This window comes from Janthinobacterium sp. SUN118, from assembly GCF_030397695.1.
Taxonomy (GTDB): domain Bacteria; phylum Pseudomonadota; class Gammaproteobacteria; order Burkholderiales; family Burkholderiaceae_D; genus Janthinobacterium.
This window is the reverse complement of the sequence record NZ_JAPUBV010000001.1, coordinates 1,793,900-1,813,004: the sequence shown is the minus strand read 5'-3', so window position 1 is coordinate 1,813,004 and position 19,105 is coordinate 1,793,900. Positions and strand designations below refer to the sequence as shown.

The following is a 19,105-nucleotide window of genomic DNA, read 5'->3' as shown; positions in this document are numbered from 1 at the left end:
CTTGTCTCCCCGACTCTGTGAGGGCGAATATAACAAAGGCAGCCGGAAAAAGACAGTCGCGGGGAGCAGCGCGATACATACGGCCTACGGCAACGCTACGGCGCGCTCTGCGCCAGCGTTTCGGCCAGGGTGACGGCCAGCAGCTGGCGTATCTCCGGCACGCAGGAACCGCAGTTGCCGCCCGCCTTTACGCAAGCCGTCACCTGCGCCGCGGTCGTCAGTCTTTTTTCGCGGATGGCGGCGCAGATGGTGTTGCGCCCCACGCCAAAGCACGAGCAGACGGTGGGACCGGCGTCCACTCCCTTGCCGATCGGCTGGCCCAGCAGCACGCCGGCGCGGTCGGCCGCGTCCATGAGCGGATGCGCAAACAGGCCCGCCAGCCAGGCGCGCGACGGCAGGTCGGGCCGCGGCGAAATGAACACGCACTGTTCGATGCGCCCCGCCTCCAGGTGCACGGCGCGATACACGCCGGCGCTGGCGTCGGCATAATCGAGCCAGTCGGCCTCGGGGTCCGCCACGCCGAGCAGGGAACGCGCCCAGGCGCCCAGGTCATCGACGCGCTGGCGCCCGGCCAGCTCGTAGCGCAGGAACTGCTCGCCCTGGATGCGCGTCCAGTGCGCCACGCCGTCGAGGTTCAGCGGCGTGCGGCTCAGGACAAACGCATGCCAGTGCACGCGGAACTGCTCGATGCGCACGGGCGTATGCTTGAATTCCGGCTCGCCCGATACCGGATCGACCACCGGGTTGACGACGGCGCCCACGCGCGCGTCGGAGGCATTCGCATCGCTCCAGTGGATCGGCACGAAGACCTGCCCGCGCGCGATGCCGCCGCCATGCACGACCCTGGCCACCATCGCGCCCCAGGCGCTGGAAACGCGCGCCAGCTCGCCTTCGCGCACGCTGTACAGCAGCGCATCCTGCGGGTGGATGTCGATGAACGCCTCGGCCACATGGTCCGACAGCCTGGCCGCCTTGCCCGTGCGCGTCATGGTATGCCACTGGTCGCGCACCCTGCCCGTGTTCAGGATCAGCGGATAGTCTTCGTCCGGCGCATGGCGCGGCGCGCGCGGCGCCGTCGGCACGAAACGCGCACGGCCGTCCGCATGCGCGAAGCGGCCATCGCCGAACAGGCGCGCCCGGCCCTGCGGCCACTGCTGCGGCAACAAGCCATCGTACTGCGCGTCACTCAGCCCCACCAGGTGCGACAGCTTGAACAGGCGCGCCGTTTCCGCCTCGTTGCGGAAGGCGGACAGGCGCGCATGCTCGTCGAAAATGGCCTGCGGCGCCGCGAAATCGAAACCGGCATAGCCCATGCGCGTGGCCACGGCGCACAGCACCTGCCAGTCGGCGCGCGCCTCGCCCGGCGCCGGCAAGAAGGCCCGCTGGCGCGAGATGCGCCGCTCGGAATTGGTCACCGTGCCATCCTTCTCGCCCCAGCCCAGGGCCGGCAGCAGCACGTCGGCGTGGGCATTCGTGTCCGCCTGCTCGCTGATGTCGGACACCACCACCAGCTCGCATTGGGCCAGCGCGCGGCGCACCTGCTCCGCGTCCGGCATGCTCACCAGCGGATTGGTGGCGATGATCCACACGGCCTTCACCGTGCCCGCCTCGATGGCGTGGAACAGGTCCACCGCCTTCAGGCCTGGCTTGCTGGCGATGCGCGGCGCATCCCAGAACGTTTGCACGATGTCGCGGTGCAGCGGGTTGTCCAGCTCCAGGTGCGCCGCCAGCATGTTGGCCAGACCGCCCGCTTCGCGCCCGCCCATGGCGTTCGGCTGGCCCGTCAGCGAGAATGGCCCCATGCCGGGCTGGCCGATACGGCCCGTGGCCAGGTGGCAGTTGATGATGCTGTTGACCTTGTCCGTGCCGCTGGAAGACTGGTTCACGCCCTGCGAAAAGGCGGTGACGACCTTGCGCGTGGCGGCGAAGTCGCGGTAGAACGCCAGCAAGGCGTGCGGATCGACCTTGCATATCTTCGCCACCTGCAGCGGATCGCCACAGTCCACGTGCGCGGCCGCCAGCGCCTCGTCCAGGCCGCGACTGTGCTGGGTGACGAAAGCATCGTCGATCACACCTTCGCGCGCCAGATGGCACAGCAAGCCGTTGAACAGCCACACGTCCGTGCCGGGCTTCACCGGCAGGTGCACATCGGCCAGCTCGCAGGTGGCCGTGCGGCGCGGGTCGATCACCACCAGTTTGACTTCGGGCCGGCGTTCCTTCAGGCGCGCGATGCGCTGGAACAGGATCGGGTGGCACCAGGCCGTGTTCGACCCCACCAGCACGATCATGTCGGCCAGCTCCAGGTCGTCGTAGCAGCCTGGCACGATGTCTTCGCCGAATGCGCGCTTGTGGCCGGCCACGGCCGACGACATGCACAGGCGCGAATTGGTGTCGATATTCGCGCTGCCCACATAGCCTTTCATGAATTTATTGGCCACGTAATAATCTTCCGTCAGCAGCTGGCCCGAGACATACAGGGCCACCGCATCGGGCCCGTGGGCGTCGATGATGGCGCGCAGGCCTCCGGCCACCTTGTCGAGCGCGGCGTCCCAGGACACGCGCCGCAACTCGCCATCGACGCGCACCTGCGGCTGCAGCAAACGGTTCTCCAGCCCCAGGGTATCGCCCAGCGCCAAGCCTTTCACGCACAGGCGGCCCAGGTTGGCCGGGTGGCTGCCGTCGCCGGCGATGCGGATGGCGCCGTCGGGCAGGCGTGTCGCTTCCACGCCGCAGCCGACGCCGCAATACGGGCAGGTGGTTTTCACGGGCATGCAGCTGGTCATGGGGTTTCCTGTCATGCGGCCTGGGCGCACAAGGCCTGGCCAAACAATAAATGGGCGCGCAGCTTGCTGATGTCGCGGCGCTGCTGGATCAGGTCGAAATACCAGGGGCCGTCCTGCACGTCGCCATACAGCACGGCGCCGGCCAGGCGGCTGCCCTGCACCACCAGGCGCTTGTAGACGCCGCGGCGCGGATCGCGCAGCACCAGGTCTTCGCTGCCCTCGCCGCCGATGATGTCGCCCGCCGAATACAGGTCGATGCCCGTCACTTTCAATTTGGTGGCGCTGGCCTGCTGCACATAGCGCCGGTGGCCCGCGCCGGCCAGGTGCGCGCCGCAGACGCGCGCCTGCTCCCAGATGGGCGCCACCAGGCCGAAGGTGGCGCGCCGGTGCTGCACGCATTCGCCCACGGCGTAGACGCGCGGATCGTAGCTTTGCAGGCAGTCGTCGACGACGATGGCGCGTTCGCAGTGCAGGCCCGCCGCCTGCGCCAGCGCGATGTTGGGCCGCACGCCGGCCGTCATCACCACCAGGTCGGCGGGAATGCTGCTGCCGTCCGCGAACTGCACGCCCTCGACGCGCCGCGTGCCCGTGATCGCGCTGGTGCTCGCGTGCATCAGGAAACGCAGGCCGCGCGCTTCCAGCGCCGTTTTCAGCAGCATCGATGCGGGCGCATCCAGCTGCTGGTTCATCAGGCTGCCGCTCATGTGCACCACCGTGACGTCCATCCCCTGGCGCTGCAAGCCGTTGGCCGCCTCCAGCCCCAGCAAGCCGCCGCCGATCACCACCGCATGCCGGTGCTGGCGCGCCGCGCGCAGCATGGTGTCGACATCGTCGATATCGCGAAAGCCGATCACGCCCGGCAGCTGGTGGCCCGGCACGGGCACGATGAACGGCGTCGATCCCGTGGCCAGCAGCAGGCGGTCGTAGCGCACCTCGATGCCGGACAGGGCCTGTACCGTGCGCGCCTGGCGGTCGATGCGCACCACCGGGTCGCCCGCGTGCAGGGTGATGCCGTGCTGCGCATACCAGTCGCGCGTGTGCAGCATGATGTCGTCCACCGTCTTTTCGCCGGCCAGCACCGGGGACAGCAAGATGCGGTTGTAATTGCCGTGCGGTTCGGCGCCGAACACGGTGATGTCGTACAGCTCGGGCGCGAGTTTCAGCAATTCCTCGACCGTGCGCATGCCGGCCATGCCGTTGCCGACGACGACCAGGGACGGCCGCGCGGGCGCGTTCACAGCGCCACCCACACCATGTCGGCAAACACGCGCGCGGGCCAGGTGGCGACGGAATGCTCGGGCGCTTCCAGGCACTCGCCGCTGGCCAGGTCGAAATGCTGCTTGTAGATGGGCGACGCGACGACGATGCGTTCGCCGATGCTGCCCACCAGCCCCCGCGACAGCACGGAAGCGCCCGCGTTCGGGTCCACATTGTCGATGGCGTACACGCGCGGCGCGGCATCGCCGACGCGGAACACGGCCACATGGCGCCCGTTCAGCAAGGCGCACACGCCCGTATCGGGCACGATGTCGGCCAGCGGGCAGATCGCCATCCAGTTGTCGGCGGTGACGCCGGAAAGTTCGTTAATCGCGTTCATGGCTCAAGCCTCCACGGCAAGGATGGGGATCACGCCGTTGCGGCGCTCGCCCGGCGTGGCGGGACGGATCTGGCCCCGCTCCTCGACAAACACCACGTTCTCGTCGTTCTTGTCGCTGTTGACGAAATGGCGGAAGCGCTGGCGCACGGCGGGGTCCGTGACGGCCGCTTGCCACTCGCAGGCATAGGTGTCGACCACGTGCTGCATGTCCGCCTCCAGTTCGTGGGCCACGCCCAGGCTGTCGTCGATGACGACACGCTTCAGGTAATCGAGCCCCCCTTCGAGGTTGTCGCGCCACACGCTGGTGCGCTGCAGTCGGTCGGCCGTGCGCACGTAGAACATCAGGAAGCGGTCGACATAGCGCACCAGGGTCGCCTCATCGAGGTCGGACGCCAGCAGTTCCGCGTGGCGCGGCTTCATGCCGCCATTGCCGCACACGTACAGATTCCAGCCCTTTTCCGTGGCGATCAGGCCGATGTCCTTGCCCTGCGCCTCGGCGCATTCGCGCGTGCAGCCGGAGACGCCGAATTTGATCTTGTGCGGCGTGCGCAAGCCCTTGTAGCGGTTTTCCAGTTGAATCGCAAAACCCACGCTGTCGGCCACGCCGTAACGGCACCAGGTGGAACCGACGCACGATTTCACCGTGCGCAGCGACTTGCCGTAGGCGTGGCCCGATTCGAAGCCGGCCGCGATCAGCTCTTCCCAGATGGCCGGCAGCTGGTCGACGCGCGCGCCGAACAGGTCGACGCGCTGGCCGCCCGTGATCTTGGTGTATAGGCCGTATTTTTTCGCCACCGTGCCCACGGCGATCAAGCCGTCGGCCGTCACCTCGCCGCCGGGCATGCGCGGCACGACGGAATACGTGCCATCCTTCTGGATATTGCCGAGGAAGTAATCGTTGCTGTCCTGCAGGCTGGCGTGCACGGGAGACAGCACGAAATCATTCCAGCAAGAGGCGAGGATATTCGCCGCCACGGGCTTGCACACGTCGCAACCGAGTCCCTGGCCATGTGCGGCCAGCAGCGCACCGAAGCTGCGGAGCTTGCCGACGCGCACCAGGTGGTGCAGCTCCTGGCGCGAATACGCAAAGTGCTCGCACACATGGTTATTGACGGCCAGACCCTGCTTCTGCATTTCCGCCTTCATGATCTGCGTCACCAGGGGCACGCAGCCGCCGCAGGCCGTGCCCGCCTTGGTGCAGCTTTTCAGGGCGCCGATCATGGTGGCGCCGCCGGCGACGGCCGCGCACAGCGCGCCTTTCGAGACGTCGTTGCACGAGCAGATTTGCGCCGACTCGGGCAAGGCGTCCACGCCCAGGCCGACTTTTTGCTGTCCATCGGCTTGCGGCAGGATGAGGAATTCCGGCGACGCCGGCAGCTCGATCTTGTTCAGCATCATCTGCAGCAAGGTGCCGTATTCGCTGGCGTCGCCCACCATCACGCCGCCCAGCAGGTATTTGCCGCAATCGGAGACGACGATCTTCTTGTAGATCTGCTTGCGCTCGTCCATGAACTGGTAGGAGCGGCTGCCCGGCGCATTGCCGTGCGGGTCGCCCAGGCTGGCCACGTCCACGCCCATCAGTTTGAGCTTGGTGCTCATGTCGGCGCCCTTGAACGATGCCTCGCCCTCTTCCTGCAGCACGTGGCGCGCGCAAATGCGCGCCATTTCATAGCCGGGCGCCACCAGGCCGAAGACCAGGCCGCCCCACAGCGCGCATTCGCCGATGGCGTAAATGTCGGGATCGGAGGTGACGCAGCTGTCGTCGATGGCGATGCCGCCGCGCGGCCCCACTTCCAGGCCGCAGGCGCGCGCCAGTTCGTCGCGCGGGCGGATGCCGGCCGAAAAGACGATCATGTCCGCTTCCAGGTGGCTGCCGTCGGCAAACTGCATGCGGTGCGTGGCGGATTCGCCGTCGACGATGGCCAGCGTGTTCTTTTGCGTGTGCACGGTCACGCCCAGTTCCTCGATCTTGCGGCGCAGGACGCGCGCGCCGCCCTCGTCGACCTGCACGGCCATCAGGCGCGGCGCGAATTCCACCACGTGGGTGTCGAGTTTCAAATCGCGCAGTGCCTTCGCGCATTCGAGGCCCAGCAGTCCGCCGCCGATCACCACGCCCGTGGCGGACTTGGCGCCCCAGGCCAGCATGGCTTGCAGGTCTTCGATGGTGCGGTAGACGAAGCAGCCGTCGCGATCCTTGCCCGGCAGCGGTGGCACGAACGGCGTCGAGCCGGTGGCAAATACCAGCTTGTCGTAGGGGAGCACCTCGCCCGTGCTGGCCGTGACGGTCTTCGCCGCGCGGTCGATGCCGATGGCGCGCGCATTGAGTTTCAGGATCAGGTTGTCCTTGTCGAAGAAGCCGGGCGCCACCAGCGACAGCTCGTCGGCCGATTTTCCGCTGAAAAATTCGGACAGGTGCACCCTGTCGTAGGCGGGACGCGGCTCTTCGCACAGCACGGTGACTTGCAGCTGCGGCGCATGCTCCAGCGCCAGGCGCTCGAGGAATTTGTGTCCGACCATGCCATGGCCGAGGACGACGATCTTCAGGGGGTGGTTCATGACTGTCTCCTCAGGCCGCGGCCATGTTTGGTTCGGCCGCCTCGCGGGTAAAGCGCACGGCGATGGCGCACAGGGCCGAGAGCACGACCAGCACGCTGAGGATGATCAGGGTCTGGCGGATGTCGCCCGTGCCCTTCATCAGGAAGCCGGCCGCCACGGCGCCCACGTTGCCGCCCGCACCGATGATGCCGGCCACGCCGCCCAGGGCGCGGCTGTCGATGAAGGGCACCAGCGCGTAGGTGGCGCCGCACGCCATGTGGGTGAACAGGCCGAAGACCAGCATGGCGATGACGGCCCAGGTGACGCTGTCGACCTTGGCAAACCACAGCAAGCCCACGCCTTCGCCTATCATCAGCATGAACAGCAGGGTCACGCGGCTGTTCAGGTTGCCGCGCAGGGCCAATTTATCCGACAGCCAGCCGCCCAGGGCGCGGGCAAACAGGGCCAGCAGGCCGAAGCTGCCGGCGGCCAGGCCGGCGGACTTGAGCGACAGGCCGAAATGGTCGACGTAATAGACGGCGGCGATGTTGTGGATGAAGATCTCGATGCCGAAGCAGGCGCCGTAGGTGACGAACAGCAGCCACACGCGATAGTTGCTGCTGGCCGCCTTGAAGCTGTCCCAGCCGCCCTTTTTTCCACCCTCGATGGCCGTGCCGGCCGCGCGCAAATCCGAATAATTTCCTTCCGGGCAATCCTGCGTATAGCGCCAGTACAGCGCGGCCATGACCAGCATCAAGACGCCCGGCACCAGCAAGGCCACGCGCCAGCCCAGCGATTCGGACACGCCCAGCATCAGCACGGCACCGAGCAGCAGCGGCATCAGCGCCTGCGCCGCGCCCCCGCCCGCATTGCCCCAGCCGGCGGCGGCCGCATTCGCCGTGCCGACGACCCTGGGCGCGAACATCACGGAGGTGTGATATTGCGTGATGACAAAACTGGCGCCCACGGCGCCGATGCCCAGGCGGAAGAACAGAAAGCTTTCATAGCTTTGCGAAGCGGCCACGCCCAGCACGGGAATGGCGCCCAGCAGCAGCAAGCCCGTATACGTCTTGCGCGGGCCGTAGCGGTCGCACAATGGCCCCACGATCAGGCGCACGAGGATGGTGATGGCGACGGCCGCGATATTGATATTCGCCACTTGCGCCAGGGACAGACCGAATTCGCCCTTGATGACGGGCATCAGGGGCGCGCAGGCGAACCAGGCGAAGAAACACACGAAAAATGCCATCCACGTCAGGTGGAATGCGCGCATGGGCGGCGTGGCGAGGGAGAAGAGCGCGATGCGCGTTGCTTTTTGGCTGGCCATGATGGTTCCCGAAGTATCCCGTTAATCACAAAAATACAAAACGGCGCCCGCCCCTGCCGATGAGAATCAGCCTGGGCGGACGCCGTTGTCCATGTGGTCCGTCGTTGGACCGTTGTGTTCAGGGGATCGCCGTTGATCCGTATCTCCTGTTTAGCAAGCGCCGTGCCAGATCGGTTCCGGGGCAACCAGGCGCTCTGGCCCCAATCTGCACGGGCTTTGCGCCAGATCATGGCCGATGGCGGTGCAAACACGCCACTTGTTGGTGCATGCGGGGAACCGCCAGGGATCACGCTTGTCTAAATATTATCAACAGCAAGAAGCGGGAGGGCCAAATGCGTGGCCAACTCTGCGGGCAACTCTGGCGGCAAGCCAAATGGGTGGCGTGCGCGTGCATCGGCGTCTTCATGCTTGTCTGGAGCAATAGCGCCGCAGCGCAAGCGGCGCTGGCGCCGGTACCGCTTGCTGGCAGCGTCGAGCCCGGCGAGCATAGCGAGCTCGATGCGACGGTGCAGGCGCCCTTCCACGCCGCGCCCGGCGCCCGCGCCACGCAGGCGCGCACCTTCATCGTGCGCCTCGCCTATCCTGGCGGCATCAGCCGCACTGCTGAAAGTGGCGACACAGGGGGCACTGGCCGCGCTGCCGGTTCTGGCGACACGGCGGGCGCGGCGGGCGGGGGCACCGTCGGCAGTGCTGGCGCTGCCGGCAGCGTGGGCAGCGCCGGCGCCCTCACGGCACACATGGCACACCCGGTCGCCTGGCGCCTGACCCTGTCGGGACCCGGCCCGCAGGGGGCGGTGCGGCGCCAGTGGTCGGGACGCGCAAGCGTCGGCGCCCGCACCGTGAGCCTGGCGCTGTCCTGGGATGGCCGCGCCGACGCCGATGCGCGCGGGCGGCGCGCGCAGGTCGCCGACGGCTTGTACCAGCTGCGCCTGCTGGCCGTGGCCGATCCCGGCACGCCGCAGGAAGCGCAGGTGGAGCAGCAATGGCAAATCCAGGTGCAGCGGGGACGCAGCGCGGCACCGCGCGTGCCCGCCTTCCATACCGGACTGCAACAGTTGCCCAGCCTCGATGGCCAGGCGGACTACCGCATCGTCTACGCCAACCTGCACAGCCAGACGCGCCACAGCGATGGCGGCGCGGCACTCGACGCCTGCCGCGGCGCGCAGGAGCCGCAGACGGCGCCCTTCGGCCCCATCGATGCCTATCTGTATGCGCAACACCATGGGCTGGACGTGCTGCTGGCGTCCGAGCACAATCATATGTATGACGGTTCGGACGGCACGAATCCACTCGCCAATCCTGCCGAAGCGAAAGCCCTGTACCAGACGGGCCTGGCCGAAGCGGCGGCCTATACGGCCGCCCACCCCGGCTTCCTGGCCCTGTACGGCATGGAATGGGGCGTCATCAACAAGGGCGGCCACCTGAATCTCTTCAACAGCGACCAGCTGCTGGGCTGGGAAAAAAATGCCCGCGGCGAACTGCTGGCCGACGTGGAGACGCCCAAGGGCGACTACGCGGCCCTGTACGCGCTGATGCGCGAGCGCGGCTGGCTGGGCCAGTTCAACCACCCTGCCTACGCTGGCCAGTTTCTCGTCAACGGCCAGCCGCTCGGCTATACGCCCGCTGGCGATGCCGCCATGGTGTTGTGCGAGGTGATGAACACGTCCGCGTTTTCCACGAATGACCAGGAAACGGAAAACCGGCGCAGCAATTACGAGGCGGCCTGCAACCGGGCCCTGGCGGCCGGCTACCACGTGGCCTTCAGCAGCAACCAGGACAACCACTGCGCCAACTGGGGCGCGGCATATGGCAACCGCACGGCCGTGCTGGTGGCCAGCCCGGCTGCCGGCACGCCCGTGTCACGCGACAGTTTCCTCGAGGCGCTGCGCGCGCGCCGCGTGTTTGCCACCATGGACAAGCACGCGCAACTGCTGTTCACGGCCAATGGCAAGCTGATGGGCGAGCGCTTCGCCAGCCATGGTCCGCTGCATCTGGCCACCAGCTTCAGCAACAGCGCGGGGCGGCAAGCGGCGGTGGTGGCCATTTTCCACGGCGTGCCTGGCGGCAATGGCTCCGTCACACAAATATCGGACCAGGCCGAGCTCACCGTCACGCCCGCGCCCGGCCCCCACTTCTATTACGCGCGGCTGACGCAGGACGATGGCAATATCGTCTGGTCGGCGCCCGTGTGGGTCAATCAACTGCCCGAATGAGTGCCTGGTGTCGTCACCGACACCGTTTCATGGAACTGCGGCGGCGCATGCCGCGCCATCAATTCGACCACCCAGTCGATGAAGACGCGCAGCTTCATGCTGACATGGCGATTCGGCGGATAGGCGAGGTACAGCGGCATGGGAGCGATCTGCCAGCCGGCAAACAGGGGAATCAGGGCCCCGGTCGCCACATGCGCCCTGGCCATATAGTCCGGCAGCCACAAGGCGCCCAGCCCCGCCAGCCCTGCCGCCAGGTAAGCGTTGCCATCGTCTATCGACAGCACGTACTGGCCCCGGATCGTCACGCTCTTGCCACCCTGCCGCATCACGGCGCAGTAAGCATTGCCGCCATGCCCCCAGCGAAAACGCACGATGCGGTGCTGCGCGCCGTCCAGTTCCTGCGGATGGCTGGGCGTGCCGGCGCGCCGCAGATACGCGGGCGCGGCGTACACGGCCAGCTGCAAGTCGCCGATCTTGCGCGCCATCAGGGACTGGTCGCGCAACTCGCCACCACGGATGACGCAATCGACGTTATCGCCTATCACGTCGACCATGCGGTCGCTGGCGCCCATGTCCAGCTGGATGTCCGGGTAGCGGGCGTAAAACTGCGGCAGCGCCGGCACCAGCAGCAGGCTGGCAAGCGGACTGGGCACGTCCACCCGCAACTGGCCGCGGGGCAGCGCCGCGGCGCCGGGCAAGCCGGCTTCAAGTTCGTCCAGGGTGGCCAGCACCTGCACGATGCGCTCGTAATAAGCGGCGCCATCGGCCGTGACATTGACCTTGCGCGTCGTGCGGTTCAGCAACTTCAAGCGCAGCCGCGCCTCGAGCTGCTGCACCAGCTGCGTCACGCTCGTGCGGCTCATGTGCAAGGTATGGGCCGCCCGGGTAAAACTGCCCGTCTCGACCACCCGCACGAAGGCCCGCATCGTATCCAACTTGTCCATCATCACCTCCGCATCCCGATTGTTTGGATTATACAAACAGTCATGGGGGAGTTTCCCCCTTTATCTGTACGGCTGCCGGCGCTAAAGTTCCATCCAGGCCGCCGTCGGGCGGCAACCTCCAGGGAGCCATGCCATGAGTAATGCAATGACCACACGCGACGTCGTCTTTCCGCCCGGACGCCAGGCGCTGTACGACAAAAACCGCTATTCTCCCGCCGTGCGGGCCAATGGCTTGTTGTTCGTCTCCGGCCAGGTGGGCAGCCGTGCGGACGGCACGCCGGAACCCGGACTGGAAGCCCGGGTCAGGCTGGCGTTCGACAACCTGAACGCCATCCTGCACGCCGCCCGCTGCACCTTCGACGACGTGGTCGACGTGACCGTCTTCATCGTCGATCCGCAAGCGACGTTCCAGCGCATCTGGGACATCGTGCAGGCCGAGTACTGGGGTGACGCCCCCCATCCCACCGTCACGGCCGTGGGCGTCACGTGGCTGTATGGTTTCCAGTTCGAGATCAAGGTGGTGGCGAAGTTGCCCAGCTAGCGCTGCAGGCCGGGAAATACGCGCCGCAGAATAGCCGCAGAATATACGGCTGGGCGGGCGAGCGGCAAATATTATAGGAAAAACATGCCTTCTCTTTACTAATATCCTCGACATACTGGTTACCCGCAGCAATCCGTGGCACCATGGGCGCGCCGTTTTGCCTGCAACGCGGCCTCCATCGGACCAACAAGGAACCCCCATATGTCGTCATATCGCACCTTCGCCCGCAGCATGCTGTTCGGCCTGGCCGCAGCGGGCATCGCCCATGCACAGGCGCCCGCCCCTGCCGCCGCCCCTGCCGATCCCTACCTGTGGCTGGAAGAAGTCCTCGGCGACAAGCCGCTGGCCTGGGTCAAGCAGCACAATGCCGTCAGCGTCAAGGAACTGGAAAGCCAGCCCGGCTTCCCTGCCCTGCAGGCGCGCCTGAAAACCATCCTCAATTCCAAGGAGCGCATCCCCTACGTCAGCAAGGAAGGCGCGTATTACTATAATTTCTGGCGCGACGCCCAGCACGTGCGCGGCATCTGGCGCCGCACCACGCTGGCGCAGTACCAGCAGGCGGAACCCGCGTGGGAAACCGTGATCGACCTCGACCAGCTGGCTGCCGGCGAGCAGGAAAACTGGGTATGGGGCGGCGCCTCCTGCCTGTATCCGAAGGGCGAGCGCTGCCTCATTTCCCTGTCGCGCGGCGGCGGCGATGCCAAGGTCATCCGCGAATACGACGTGGCCAAACGCGCGTTTGTCGACGGCGGCTTCAGCCTGCCGGAAGCGAAGGGCAGCGCCAGCTGGATCGACGAGGACACGCTGTTCGTCTCCACCGACTTCGGCCCCGGCTCGATGACCAGCTCCGGCTACCCGCGCATCATCAAGCAGTGGCAGCGCGGCACGCCGCTGGCGCAGGCGCAGATGCTGTATGAAGCCAAACCCGATGACCTGAGCGCCGGCGCCTACAAGGATTTCACGCCCGGCTACGAACACCAGTTCATCGAGCGCCAGATCGATTTCTATAGCGGCGAAATGTTCCTGCGCGAGGGCGCGAACCTGAAGAAAGTGCCGAAGCCGGACGACGCCACGGCCTTCACCGTGCGCGACCAGCTGGTCATCACCCTGCGCTCGGAATGGAAGGTCAACGGCAAGACCTATCCGCAGGGCGCGCTGCTGGCCACGGATTTCCATGCCTTCATGCAGGGCAGGCAGGAACTGGAAGTGCTGTATGCGCCGAGCGCCACGTCCTCGCTGGACAACGTCACGGCGACCAAATCGGCCATCCTAGTGACGACCCTGGACAAGGTCAAGAACCGCCTGACGGAATTGCGCCATGTGGATGGCAAGTGGCTGCGCCGCGCCGTCGACGCGCCCGCGCTGGGCACCCTGGTCGTCAGCGCGCTCGACCCGGTCGACTCCGACCAGTACTTCCTGACGGTGACCGACTTCCTCAATCCGACCACGCTGTACCTGGGCACTGCGCAAAGCGACCAGCGCACGAAAATCAAGTCGCTGCCCGCCTACTTCGACGCCGCGCCGTATAAAGTCGAGCAGTTCGAATCGACGTCGAAGGATGGCACGAAAGTGCCCTACTTCGTCATCATGAACAAGGCAACGAAATTCAACGGCAGCAACCCCACCGTGCTGTATGGCTATGGCGGTTTCGAAGTGTCGCTGAAACCGAGTTACAGCGGCATCATCGGCGAAGCATGGCTGAACAAGGGCGGCGTGTACGTGCTGGCGAATATCCGCGGCGGCGGCGAATTCGGCCCGCGCTGGCACCAGGCGGCACTGAAGGAAAACCGCCAGCGCGCCTACGACGATTTCATCTCGGTGGCGCAGGACTTGATCAAGCGCAAAGTCAGCAGCCCGCGCCACCTGGGCATCATGGGCGGCAGCAATGGCGGCCTGTTGACGGGCGCCGTGCTGGTGCAGCGGCCAGACCTGTTCAACGCCGTCGTCAGCCAGGTGCCCTTGCTCGACATGCGTCGCTACAACAAGATGCTGGCGGGCGCCTCGTGGATGGGAGAATACGGCGACCCGGATGTGGCCGAACAATGGGCTTACATCAGCAAGTACTCGCCCTACCAGAACGTCTTCAAGGACAAGAAATATCCACGCGTGCTGTTGACAACCTCGACGCGCGACGACCGCGTCCACCCCGGCCATGCGCGCAAGATGGTGGCGAAGATGGAAGAGCAGGGTCACGACGTGCTGTACTGGGAAAACACGGAAGGCGGCCATGCGGGCGCCGCCAACAACGACCAGCAGGCGCAGATGTGGGCGCTGACCTACACCTTCCTGTTGAAGCAGCTGAAGTAAGCCCGGCGCGCGCGGCCTGACGCGCCGCCCGTACGCGCAAACGCCTGCGCCGGAGCCTCCGGCGCAGGCGTTTTTTTCTGCTGGAATCGTTTATTTGGCCTGCGCGCTGGGACGCTCGGCGATGCGGTCGCGGTAAGCCTGCAGATGCTGCAAGCCTTCCGCACCCGGCTTGTATTTCATCAGGCCGCGCGCAAACTCCAGCGCGCAGAAGGCCGTGATGTCGGCGATGGTGAAGCGGTCGCCGGCGATATACGGCTGGCTGGCCAGCAGCTGGTCGAGCCACTGCGCCGTCTCGCGCATTTTCGCGCCCTGCGCCGCGCCGAAGTCGGGGAACTGCGGGTTTTCCAGCGCCACCAGGGCCGGATGGCTGTGGCGGATGCAGTTGGCGATACCCATGAACAGGTGCAGTTCCACCCTGCGGTCGGCCATTTCGATGAAGGCGCGTTCTTCAAAACCTTCTCCCATCAGGTTGGGCTGCGGCTGCAGGCCTTCCAGGTAGGTGCAGATGGCGCGCGTCTCGGCCAGCACGCGCCCGTCCGGCAATTCCAGCGCCGGCACGCGGCCCATCGGGTTCTTTTCCAGGAAGGCGGGATCGCGGTGCTGGCCCGCCATCAGGTCGAGCGCCACTTCCTCGATGCCGGCGATGCCTTTTTCGGCGATGAACATGGTGACGCGGCGTGGATTCGGCGTGCGGGGGCTGATATACAGTTTCATGTGCTGGTCTCGGTATCGTTATGGTGGTTGAAAAATCAGGAGTGCGGCTTGCCCATTTCGACCATGCCGCGGGCGCGCGCGGAAAAAGCGGCCGTGGCTTGCGCATCGGCGTCGCTGTCGATGGGCGACGGTGGCAGCAGGATGCCGCGCTGCGCCGCCGGGCGCGCGTAGATGGCGGCCATCCAGCGCCGCAGGTGCGGCATGTCGTCGATGGCCAGGCCCGACCATTTATAGGTGCGCGCCCAGGCCCAGTTGGCGATATCGGCGATCGAATAGTCGCCCGCCAGGTATTCGTGGCTTGCCAGGTGCGTGTCGAGCACGCGCAGCAAGCGCCGGCTCTCGCCCTGGTAGCGGTCGATGGCCGGCTGGATCTTCTCGGGGAAATAGCGGTAAAACACGTTCGCCTGGCCCATCATGGGACCGACGCCGCCCATCTGGAACATCAGCCACTGCATCACGCGCGAACGCCCCTTGGCGTCCTGCGGCATCAGCCGGCCCGTCTTTTCCGCCAGGTAAACGAGGATGGCGCCCGACTCGAAGACGGCAAAATCGTCGTTCGCGCGGTCGACGATGGCCGGGATGCGGCCGTTCGGATTGATGGCCAGGAACCACGGCGTCTTTTGCTGGTGCTGCGACAGCTCCAGCGCGTGCAGCGCATAGGGCAGCGCCAGTTCTTCCAGCGCCACGGAAACCTTGTGGCCGTTCGGCGTGGCGGCCGTGTACAGGTCGATCATCGGTTCGGTCATGCGTCCCCCATGAATGAAGTCAGGCGCCCATCATACCAGCGCCAGGATGCGGCGCGCCGGCCACAGTGCGTTGACTTTGCCCGGATTTCGTCTTAGATTGCTGTACGGGAACGCTGGCTTTCAGTTCCAGCGATGTCCCCCAACCGCCATGACGCTCGCAGCCTACCCGGCTGGCGGGCGTTTTACTCATGAACCTAGGGCATACCATGCATCGCACAACGACTCCGCGCTTCCGCCGCAGCCAACTGGCCGCCGGCGTCCTCGCACTGACCGCAGTCACCGCCTTCAACTCGGGCCACGCCGCTCCCGCCGCCAGGTACGCCTCGGCCAGCCACGCCAGCACGACCACCACGCAGCTGCCGCGCGGCGTCACGCCCTTGCACTATATCCTGTCGATCACGCCGGACGCCGCCGCCTCCACCTTCAAGGGCGCAGCCGCCATCAAGGTGGCCGTCGAGGCGCCGACGAGCAGCATCACCTTCAATGCCTTGAACCTGGCGTTTACCGCCGCCGCCATCGAAGGCGCGGGCGGCAGCAAGCAGGTGACGCGCAAGATCGATATCGATGCGGACAAGCAGACGGCCACCGTGCATTTCGCCGAGCCGCTGGCCAAGGGCGAGTACCTGCTGCGCATCGACTACAGCGGCAAGATCGGCACGCAGGCCACGGGCCTGTTCTCGCTCGACTACGACACCCCCGAAGGCCGCCGGCGCGCGCTGTACACGCAGTTCGAGAATTCGGACGCGCGCAGCATGCTGCCGTCGTGGGATGAACCGGACTACAAGGCCACCTTCGCGCTGGACGTGATCGTGCCGAGCAATCAGATGGCCGTCGGCAACATGCCGATCGCCAGCAGCGAAGAACTGGGCAATGGCACCAAGCACGTGCGCTTCGCCACCACGCCGCGCATGTCGACGTACCTGCTGTTCTTCGGCCTGGGCGACTTCGAGCGCGCCACGGCGATCTCCGACGGCACGGAAGTGGGCGTCATCACGAAGAAAGGCGCGCTGGCGCAAAGCCGCTTCGCGCTCGACGAATCGGCAGCCCTGCTGCGCGAATACAACGATTATTTCGGCGTGCGCTACCCGCTGCCCAAGCTCGACAACATCGCCGCGCCGGGGCGCAGCCAGTTCTTCGGCGCCATGGAAAACTGGGGCGCCGTCTTCACCTTCGAATACGGGCTGCTGCTCGACCCGGCCATCTCGACCCAGGCCGACAAGGAAAACATCTACACCACGCTGTCGCATGAAATGGCGCACCAGTGGTTCGGCGACCTGGTCACCATGCGCTGGTGGGACGACCTGTGGCTCAACGAAGGCTTCGCCTCGTGGATGGAAAGCCGCACCACGGAGCGTTTGCATCCGGAGTGGAACACGGCCCTGTCCAACGTGGCCGGCCGCGAATCGGCCATGAGCCAGGATGCGCTGCGCACCACGCACCCGGTGGTGCAGCGCATCGCCACCGTGGAACAGGCCAGCCAGGCCTTCGACGGCATCACCTACCAGAAGGGCGAAGCGGTGATCCGCATGCTCGAAGCCTATGTGGGCGCCGACACGTGGCGCACGGCCGTGCGCAGCTACATGCGCAAGCATGCCTACGGCAATACGGTGTCCGACGACCTGTGGCGCGAAGTCGACGCGGCCGCCGGCAAGCCGGTCAGCGCCATCGCCCACGACTTCACCCTGCAGCCGGGCGTGCCGATGATCACCGTGGGCGAAGCCGTCTGCAGGAACGGCAGCACGCGCGTGAACCTGACGCAGACGGAATTTTCCAAGGACCAGCCGGACAAGAAGCCGCTGTCGTGGCGCGTGCCCGTCATCGCCTCGACGGTCGGCAACGGCAAGCTGGCCAAGGTGGTGCTCAAGGATGGCAAGGCGACCCTGAACGTGCCCGGTTGCGGCGCGCTGCTGGTCAATGCTGGCCAGAGCGGCTACTACCGCACCGTGTACGCCCCGGCCAACACGCGCGCGCTGGCCGGCAGCTTCGCGCGCCTGGCGCCCATCGACCAGCTGGGCCTGCTGGCCGACAGCCAGTCGCTGGGCATGGCGGGCGTGCAAAACCCGGCCGATTTCCTGGAACTGGTGAAAGCCACGCCGCTGTCGGCCGACCCGCAGGTGCTGGGCCGCGTGGCCGGATCGCTGAACGGCCTGTATGAGCAGTATGCGGGCGACCCCGCGCGCCAGCAGGCTTTCGGCCGCTTCGCCATGGCGCGCCTGGCGCCGATGATGGCGCAGACGGGCTGGGAAGCGCGCGCCGGCGAAGCGTCGAGCGTGGCGACCCTGCGCGGGCGCCTGATCGCCATCCTCGGCGACATGGGCGAGCCGGGCGTGATCGCCGAAGCGCGCCGTCGCTATGCGGCCAGCGAGCAGGATCCGGCCGCCATGCCCGCGCCGTTGCGCCGCACCATCCTGGGCGTGGTGGCGCAGCATGCCGACAGCGCCACCTGGGAGCAGCTGCGCGCCAAGGCGCAGCAGGAAAAGACGCCGCTGATCAAGAACCAGCTGTACGACCTGCTCGCTTCCAGCGACGACACGGCCCTGGCGCAGCGCGCGCTGGCGCTGGCGCTGACGGATGAACCGGGCGTGACCAACAGCCCGGCCATGATCTCGCGCGTCTCGCGCACGCATCCGGAACTGGCCTTCGACTTTGCGCTGGCGCACCTGGAGCAAGTCAATGCGCGCGTCGACGCCAGCTCGCGCAGCCGCTACTTCCCGCGCCTGGCCGCCGGCTCGGCGCAGCCGCAGATGATCGCCAAGCTGGAAGCGTATGCGCAGGCGAACCTGCCGGAAGGCGCGCGCGGCGACGCCGACAGCTCCGTGGCCGGCATCAAGTACCGCATCAAGGTGCGCGCCGAGCGCCTGCCGGCCGTCGATGCGTGGCTGGCGCAACAGGCGGGCTAAGGCCCCATGCCCGGCACCGCACTCCAGCGGCGCCGGGCGTTTTCCCTCCCCATACGAAAATCCAGGCAAAAAAAACCGGCTTCGCAAGTCGCGGCAGCCGGTTGAAACGCTGTTTCAGAGCGCAGGGATAAAACGGAAAACACTTGAAAAGTGGAAATCGTGCCGGTCATTGAGGTGTCCGGCAACCTTGGGCCCGGGGTTTCCGTGCGCCATGTATCCACTATGCCAGTCCTTCCCTGCAGCAGGCTTAGGACTTCATTAAATCCCCGGCCGTTTCCTGTCTTTTCCCCGCCCTGCCCTGTTTTGCTTGTCAGCGCGGCAATATTTCTTGCCGCGCCGACCTGTCTGGTGCCGATGGTTGAGCTCACCGGCTAAGCTGTTGAGTCATGCCTGCATCCTATCGCTCCCGGAGCGTAGTGATCTGCGCAACGCATGCTGTGTGCCAACAAGAACATCATAACAGCGGCATATGACCGCCCCATGACGCAGGCTAAACAA

At 66.4% G+C, this 19,105-nt stretch carries 13 protein-coding genes; 4 read left to right on the top strand and 9 right to left on the bottom strand.

Annotated elements, in window-relative coordinates:
* Positions 1-95: 95 nt before the first annotated feature.
* From O0880_RS08220 to O0880_RS08200, 5 genes are read right to left on the bottom strand one after another with little or no spacing between them, the layout of a single operon-like run.
* A complete protein-coding gene (locus O0880_RS08220; protein WP_289885948.1) occupies positions 96-2,783 on the bottom strand; it encodes a nitrate reductase in 2,688 nt (895 codons plus the stop codon).
* An 11-nt stretch (positions 2,784-2,794) separates the two neighbouring features.
* A complete protein-coding gene (locus tag O0880_RS08215; RefSeq protein ID WP_289885947.1) occupies positions 2,795-4,021 on the bottom strand; it encodes an FAD-dependent oxidoreductase in 1,227 nt (408 codons plus the stop codon).
* On the bottom strand, positions 4,018-4,380 hold the full coding sequence (gene nirD, locus O0880_RS08210; RefSeq protein ID WP_071322976.1) for a nitrite reductase small subunit NirD: 363 nt from the start codon (positions 4,378-4,380) through the stop codon (positions 4,018-4,020). Before nirD ends, O0880_RS08215 begins: the two co-directional genes overlap by 4 nt.
* A gap of 3 nt (positions 4,381-4,383) precedes the next feature.
* Positions 4,384-6,936 carry a nitrite reductase large subunit NirB gene (gene nirB, locus O0880_RS08205; protein ID WP_289885945.1) on the bottom strand — a complete coding sequence of 851 codons (2,553 nt, stop codon included), beginning with the start codon at positions 6,934-6,936 and terminating at the stop codon, positions 4,384-4,386.
* Positions 6,937-6,946: 10 nt separating this feature from the next.
* Complete coding sequence (locus tag O0880_RS08200) at positions 6,947-8,242, bottom strand: MFS transporter (protein ID WP_289885944.1); 1,296 nt, start codon at positions 8,240-8,242, stop codon at positions 6,947-6,949.
* A 332-nt stretch (positions 8,243-8,574) separates the two neighbouring features.
* Here O0880_RS08200 and O0880_RS08195 point away from each other — a divergent pair, with 332 nt between their 5' ends.
* Positions 8,575-10,455, top strand: coding sequence for a CehA/McbA family metallohydrolase (locus O0880_RS08195; RefSeq protein WP_289885943.1), 1,881 nt, complete (start codon positions 8,575-8,577; stop codon positions 10,453-10,455).
* Here O0880_RS08195 and O0880_RS08190 read toward each other — a convergent pair.
* Complete coding sequence (locus O0880_RS08190) at positions 10,440-11,399, bottom strand: LysR family transcriptional regulator (RefSeq protein ID WP_289887324.1); 960 nt, start codon at positions 11,397-11,399, stop codon at positions 10,440-10,442. The genes O0880_RS08195 and O0880_RS08190 overlap by 16 nt on opposite strands.
* A gap of 145 nt (positions 11,400-11,544) precedes the next feature.
* On the opposite strand from O0880_RS08190, the gene O0880_RS08185 reads away from it, so the two are divergent.
* Complete coding sequence (locus tag O0880_RS08185; RefSeq protein WP_289887323.1) at positions 11,545-11,940, top strand: RidA family protein; 396 nt, start codon at positions 11,545-11,547, stop codon at positions 11,938-11,940.
* 201 nt (positions 11,941-12,141) lie between these two features.
* On the top strand, positions 12,142-14,247 hold the full coding sequence (locus O0880_RS08180; RefSeq protein WP_289885942.1) for a prolyl oligopeptidase family serine peptidase: 2,106 nt from the start codon (positions 12,142-12,144) through the stop codon (positions 14,245-14,247).
* Positions 14,248-14,337: 90 nt separating this feature from the next.
* Here the strand turns inward: O0880_RS08180 and O0880_RS08175 are convergent, their stop codons facing one another.
* Positions 14,338-14,961 carry a glutathione S-transferase family protein gene (locus O0880_RS08175; RefSeq protein WP_071322972.1) on the bottom strand — a complete coding sequence of 208 codons (624 nt, stop codon included), beginning with the start codon at positions 14,959-14,961 and terminating at the stop codon, positions 14,338-14,340.
* Between the two features lie 35 nt (positions 14,962-14,996).
* Entirely contained in the window at positions 14,997-15,707 is a 711-nt protein-coding gene (locus O0880_RS08170) for a glutathione S-transferase N-terminal domain-containing protein (protein ID WP_289885941.1), read from the bottom strand.
* Positions 15,708-15,913: 206 nt separating this feature from the next.
* On the opposite strand from O0880_RS08170, the gene O0880_RS08165 reads away from it, so the two are divergent.
* Positions 15,914-18,607 (top strand): M1 family metallopeptidase, encoded by a 2,694-nt coding sequence (locus O0880_RS08165; protein ID WP_289885940.1) that lies wholly within the window; start codon positions 15,914-15,916, stop codon positions 18,605-18,607.
* Here the strand turns inward: O0880_RS08165 and O0880_RS08160 are convergent.
* Positions 18,604-18,975: a hypothetical protein gene (locus O0880_RS08160; protein ID WP_289885939.1), complete on the bottom strand. Its 372-nt coding sequence runs from the start codon at positions 18,973-18,975 to the stop codon at positions 18,604-18,606. The two genes, O0880_RS08165 and O0880_RS08160, sit on opposite strands and share 4 nt — an antisense overlap.
* Positions 18,976-19,105 lie beyond the last annotated feature (130 nt).

Coding starts and splice junctions, on each gene's coding strand:
- O0880_RS08220 (WP_289885948.1), bottom strand. CDS start 2,783: ATGACCAGCTGCATGCCCGTGAAAACCACCTGCCCGTATTGCGGCGTC.
- nirD (WP_071322976.1), bottom strand. CDS start 4,380: ATGAACGCGATTAACGAACTTTCCGGCGTCACCGCCGACAACTGGATG.
- nirB (WP_289885945.1), bottom strand. CDS start 6,936: ATGAACCACCCCCTGAAGATCGTCGTCCTCGGCCATGGCATGGTCGGA.
- O0880_RS08200 (WP_289885944.1), bottom strand. CDS start 8,242: ATGGCCAGCCAAAAAGCAACGCGCATCGCGCTCTTCTCCCTCGCCACG.
- O0880_RS08195 (WP_289885943.1), top strand. CDS start 8,575: ATGCGTGGCCAACTCTGCGGGCAACTCTGGCGGCAAGCCAAATGGGTG.
- O0880_RS08190 (WP_289887324.1), bottom strand. CDS start 11,399: ATGGACAAGTTGGATACGATGCGGGCCTTCGTGCGGGTGGTCGAGACG.
- O0880_RS08185 (WP_289887323.1), top strand. CDS start 11,545: ATGACCACACGCGACGTCGTCTTTCCGCCCGGACGCCAGGCGCTGTAC.
- O0880_RS08180 (WP_289885942.1), top strand. CDS start 12,142: ATGTCGTCATATCGCACCTTCGCCCGCAGCATGCTGTTCGGCCTGGCC.
- O0880_RS08175 (WP_071322972.1), bottom strand. CDS start 14,961: ATGAAACTGTATATCAGCCCCCGCACGCCGAATCCACGCCGCGTCACC.
- O0880_RS08170 (WP_289885941.1), bottom strand. CDS start 15,707: ATGACCGAACCGATGATCGACCTGTACACGGCCGCCACGCCGAACGGC.
- O0880_RS08165 (WP_289885940.1), top strand. CDS start 15,914: ATGCATCGCACAACGACTCCGCGCTTCCGCCGCAGCCAACTGGCCGCC.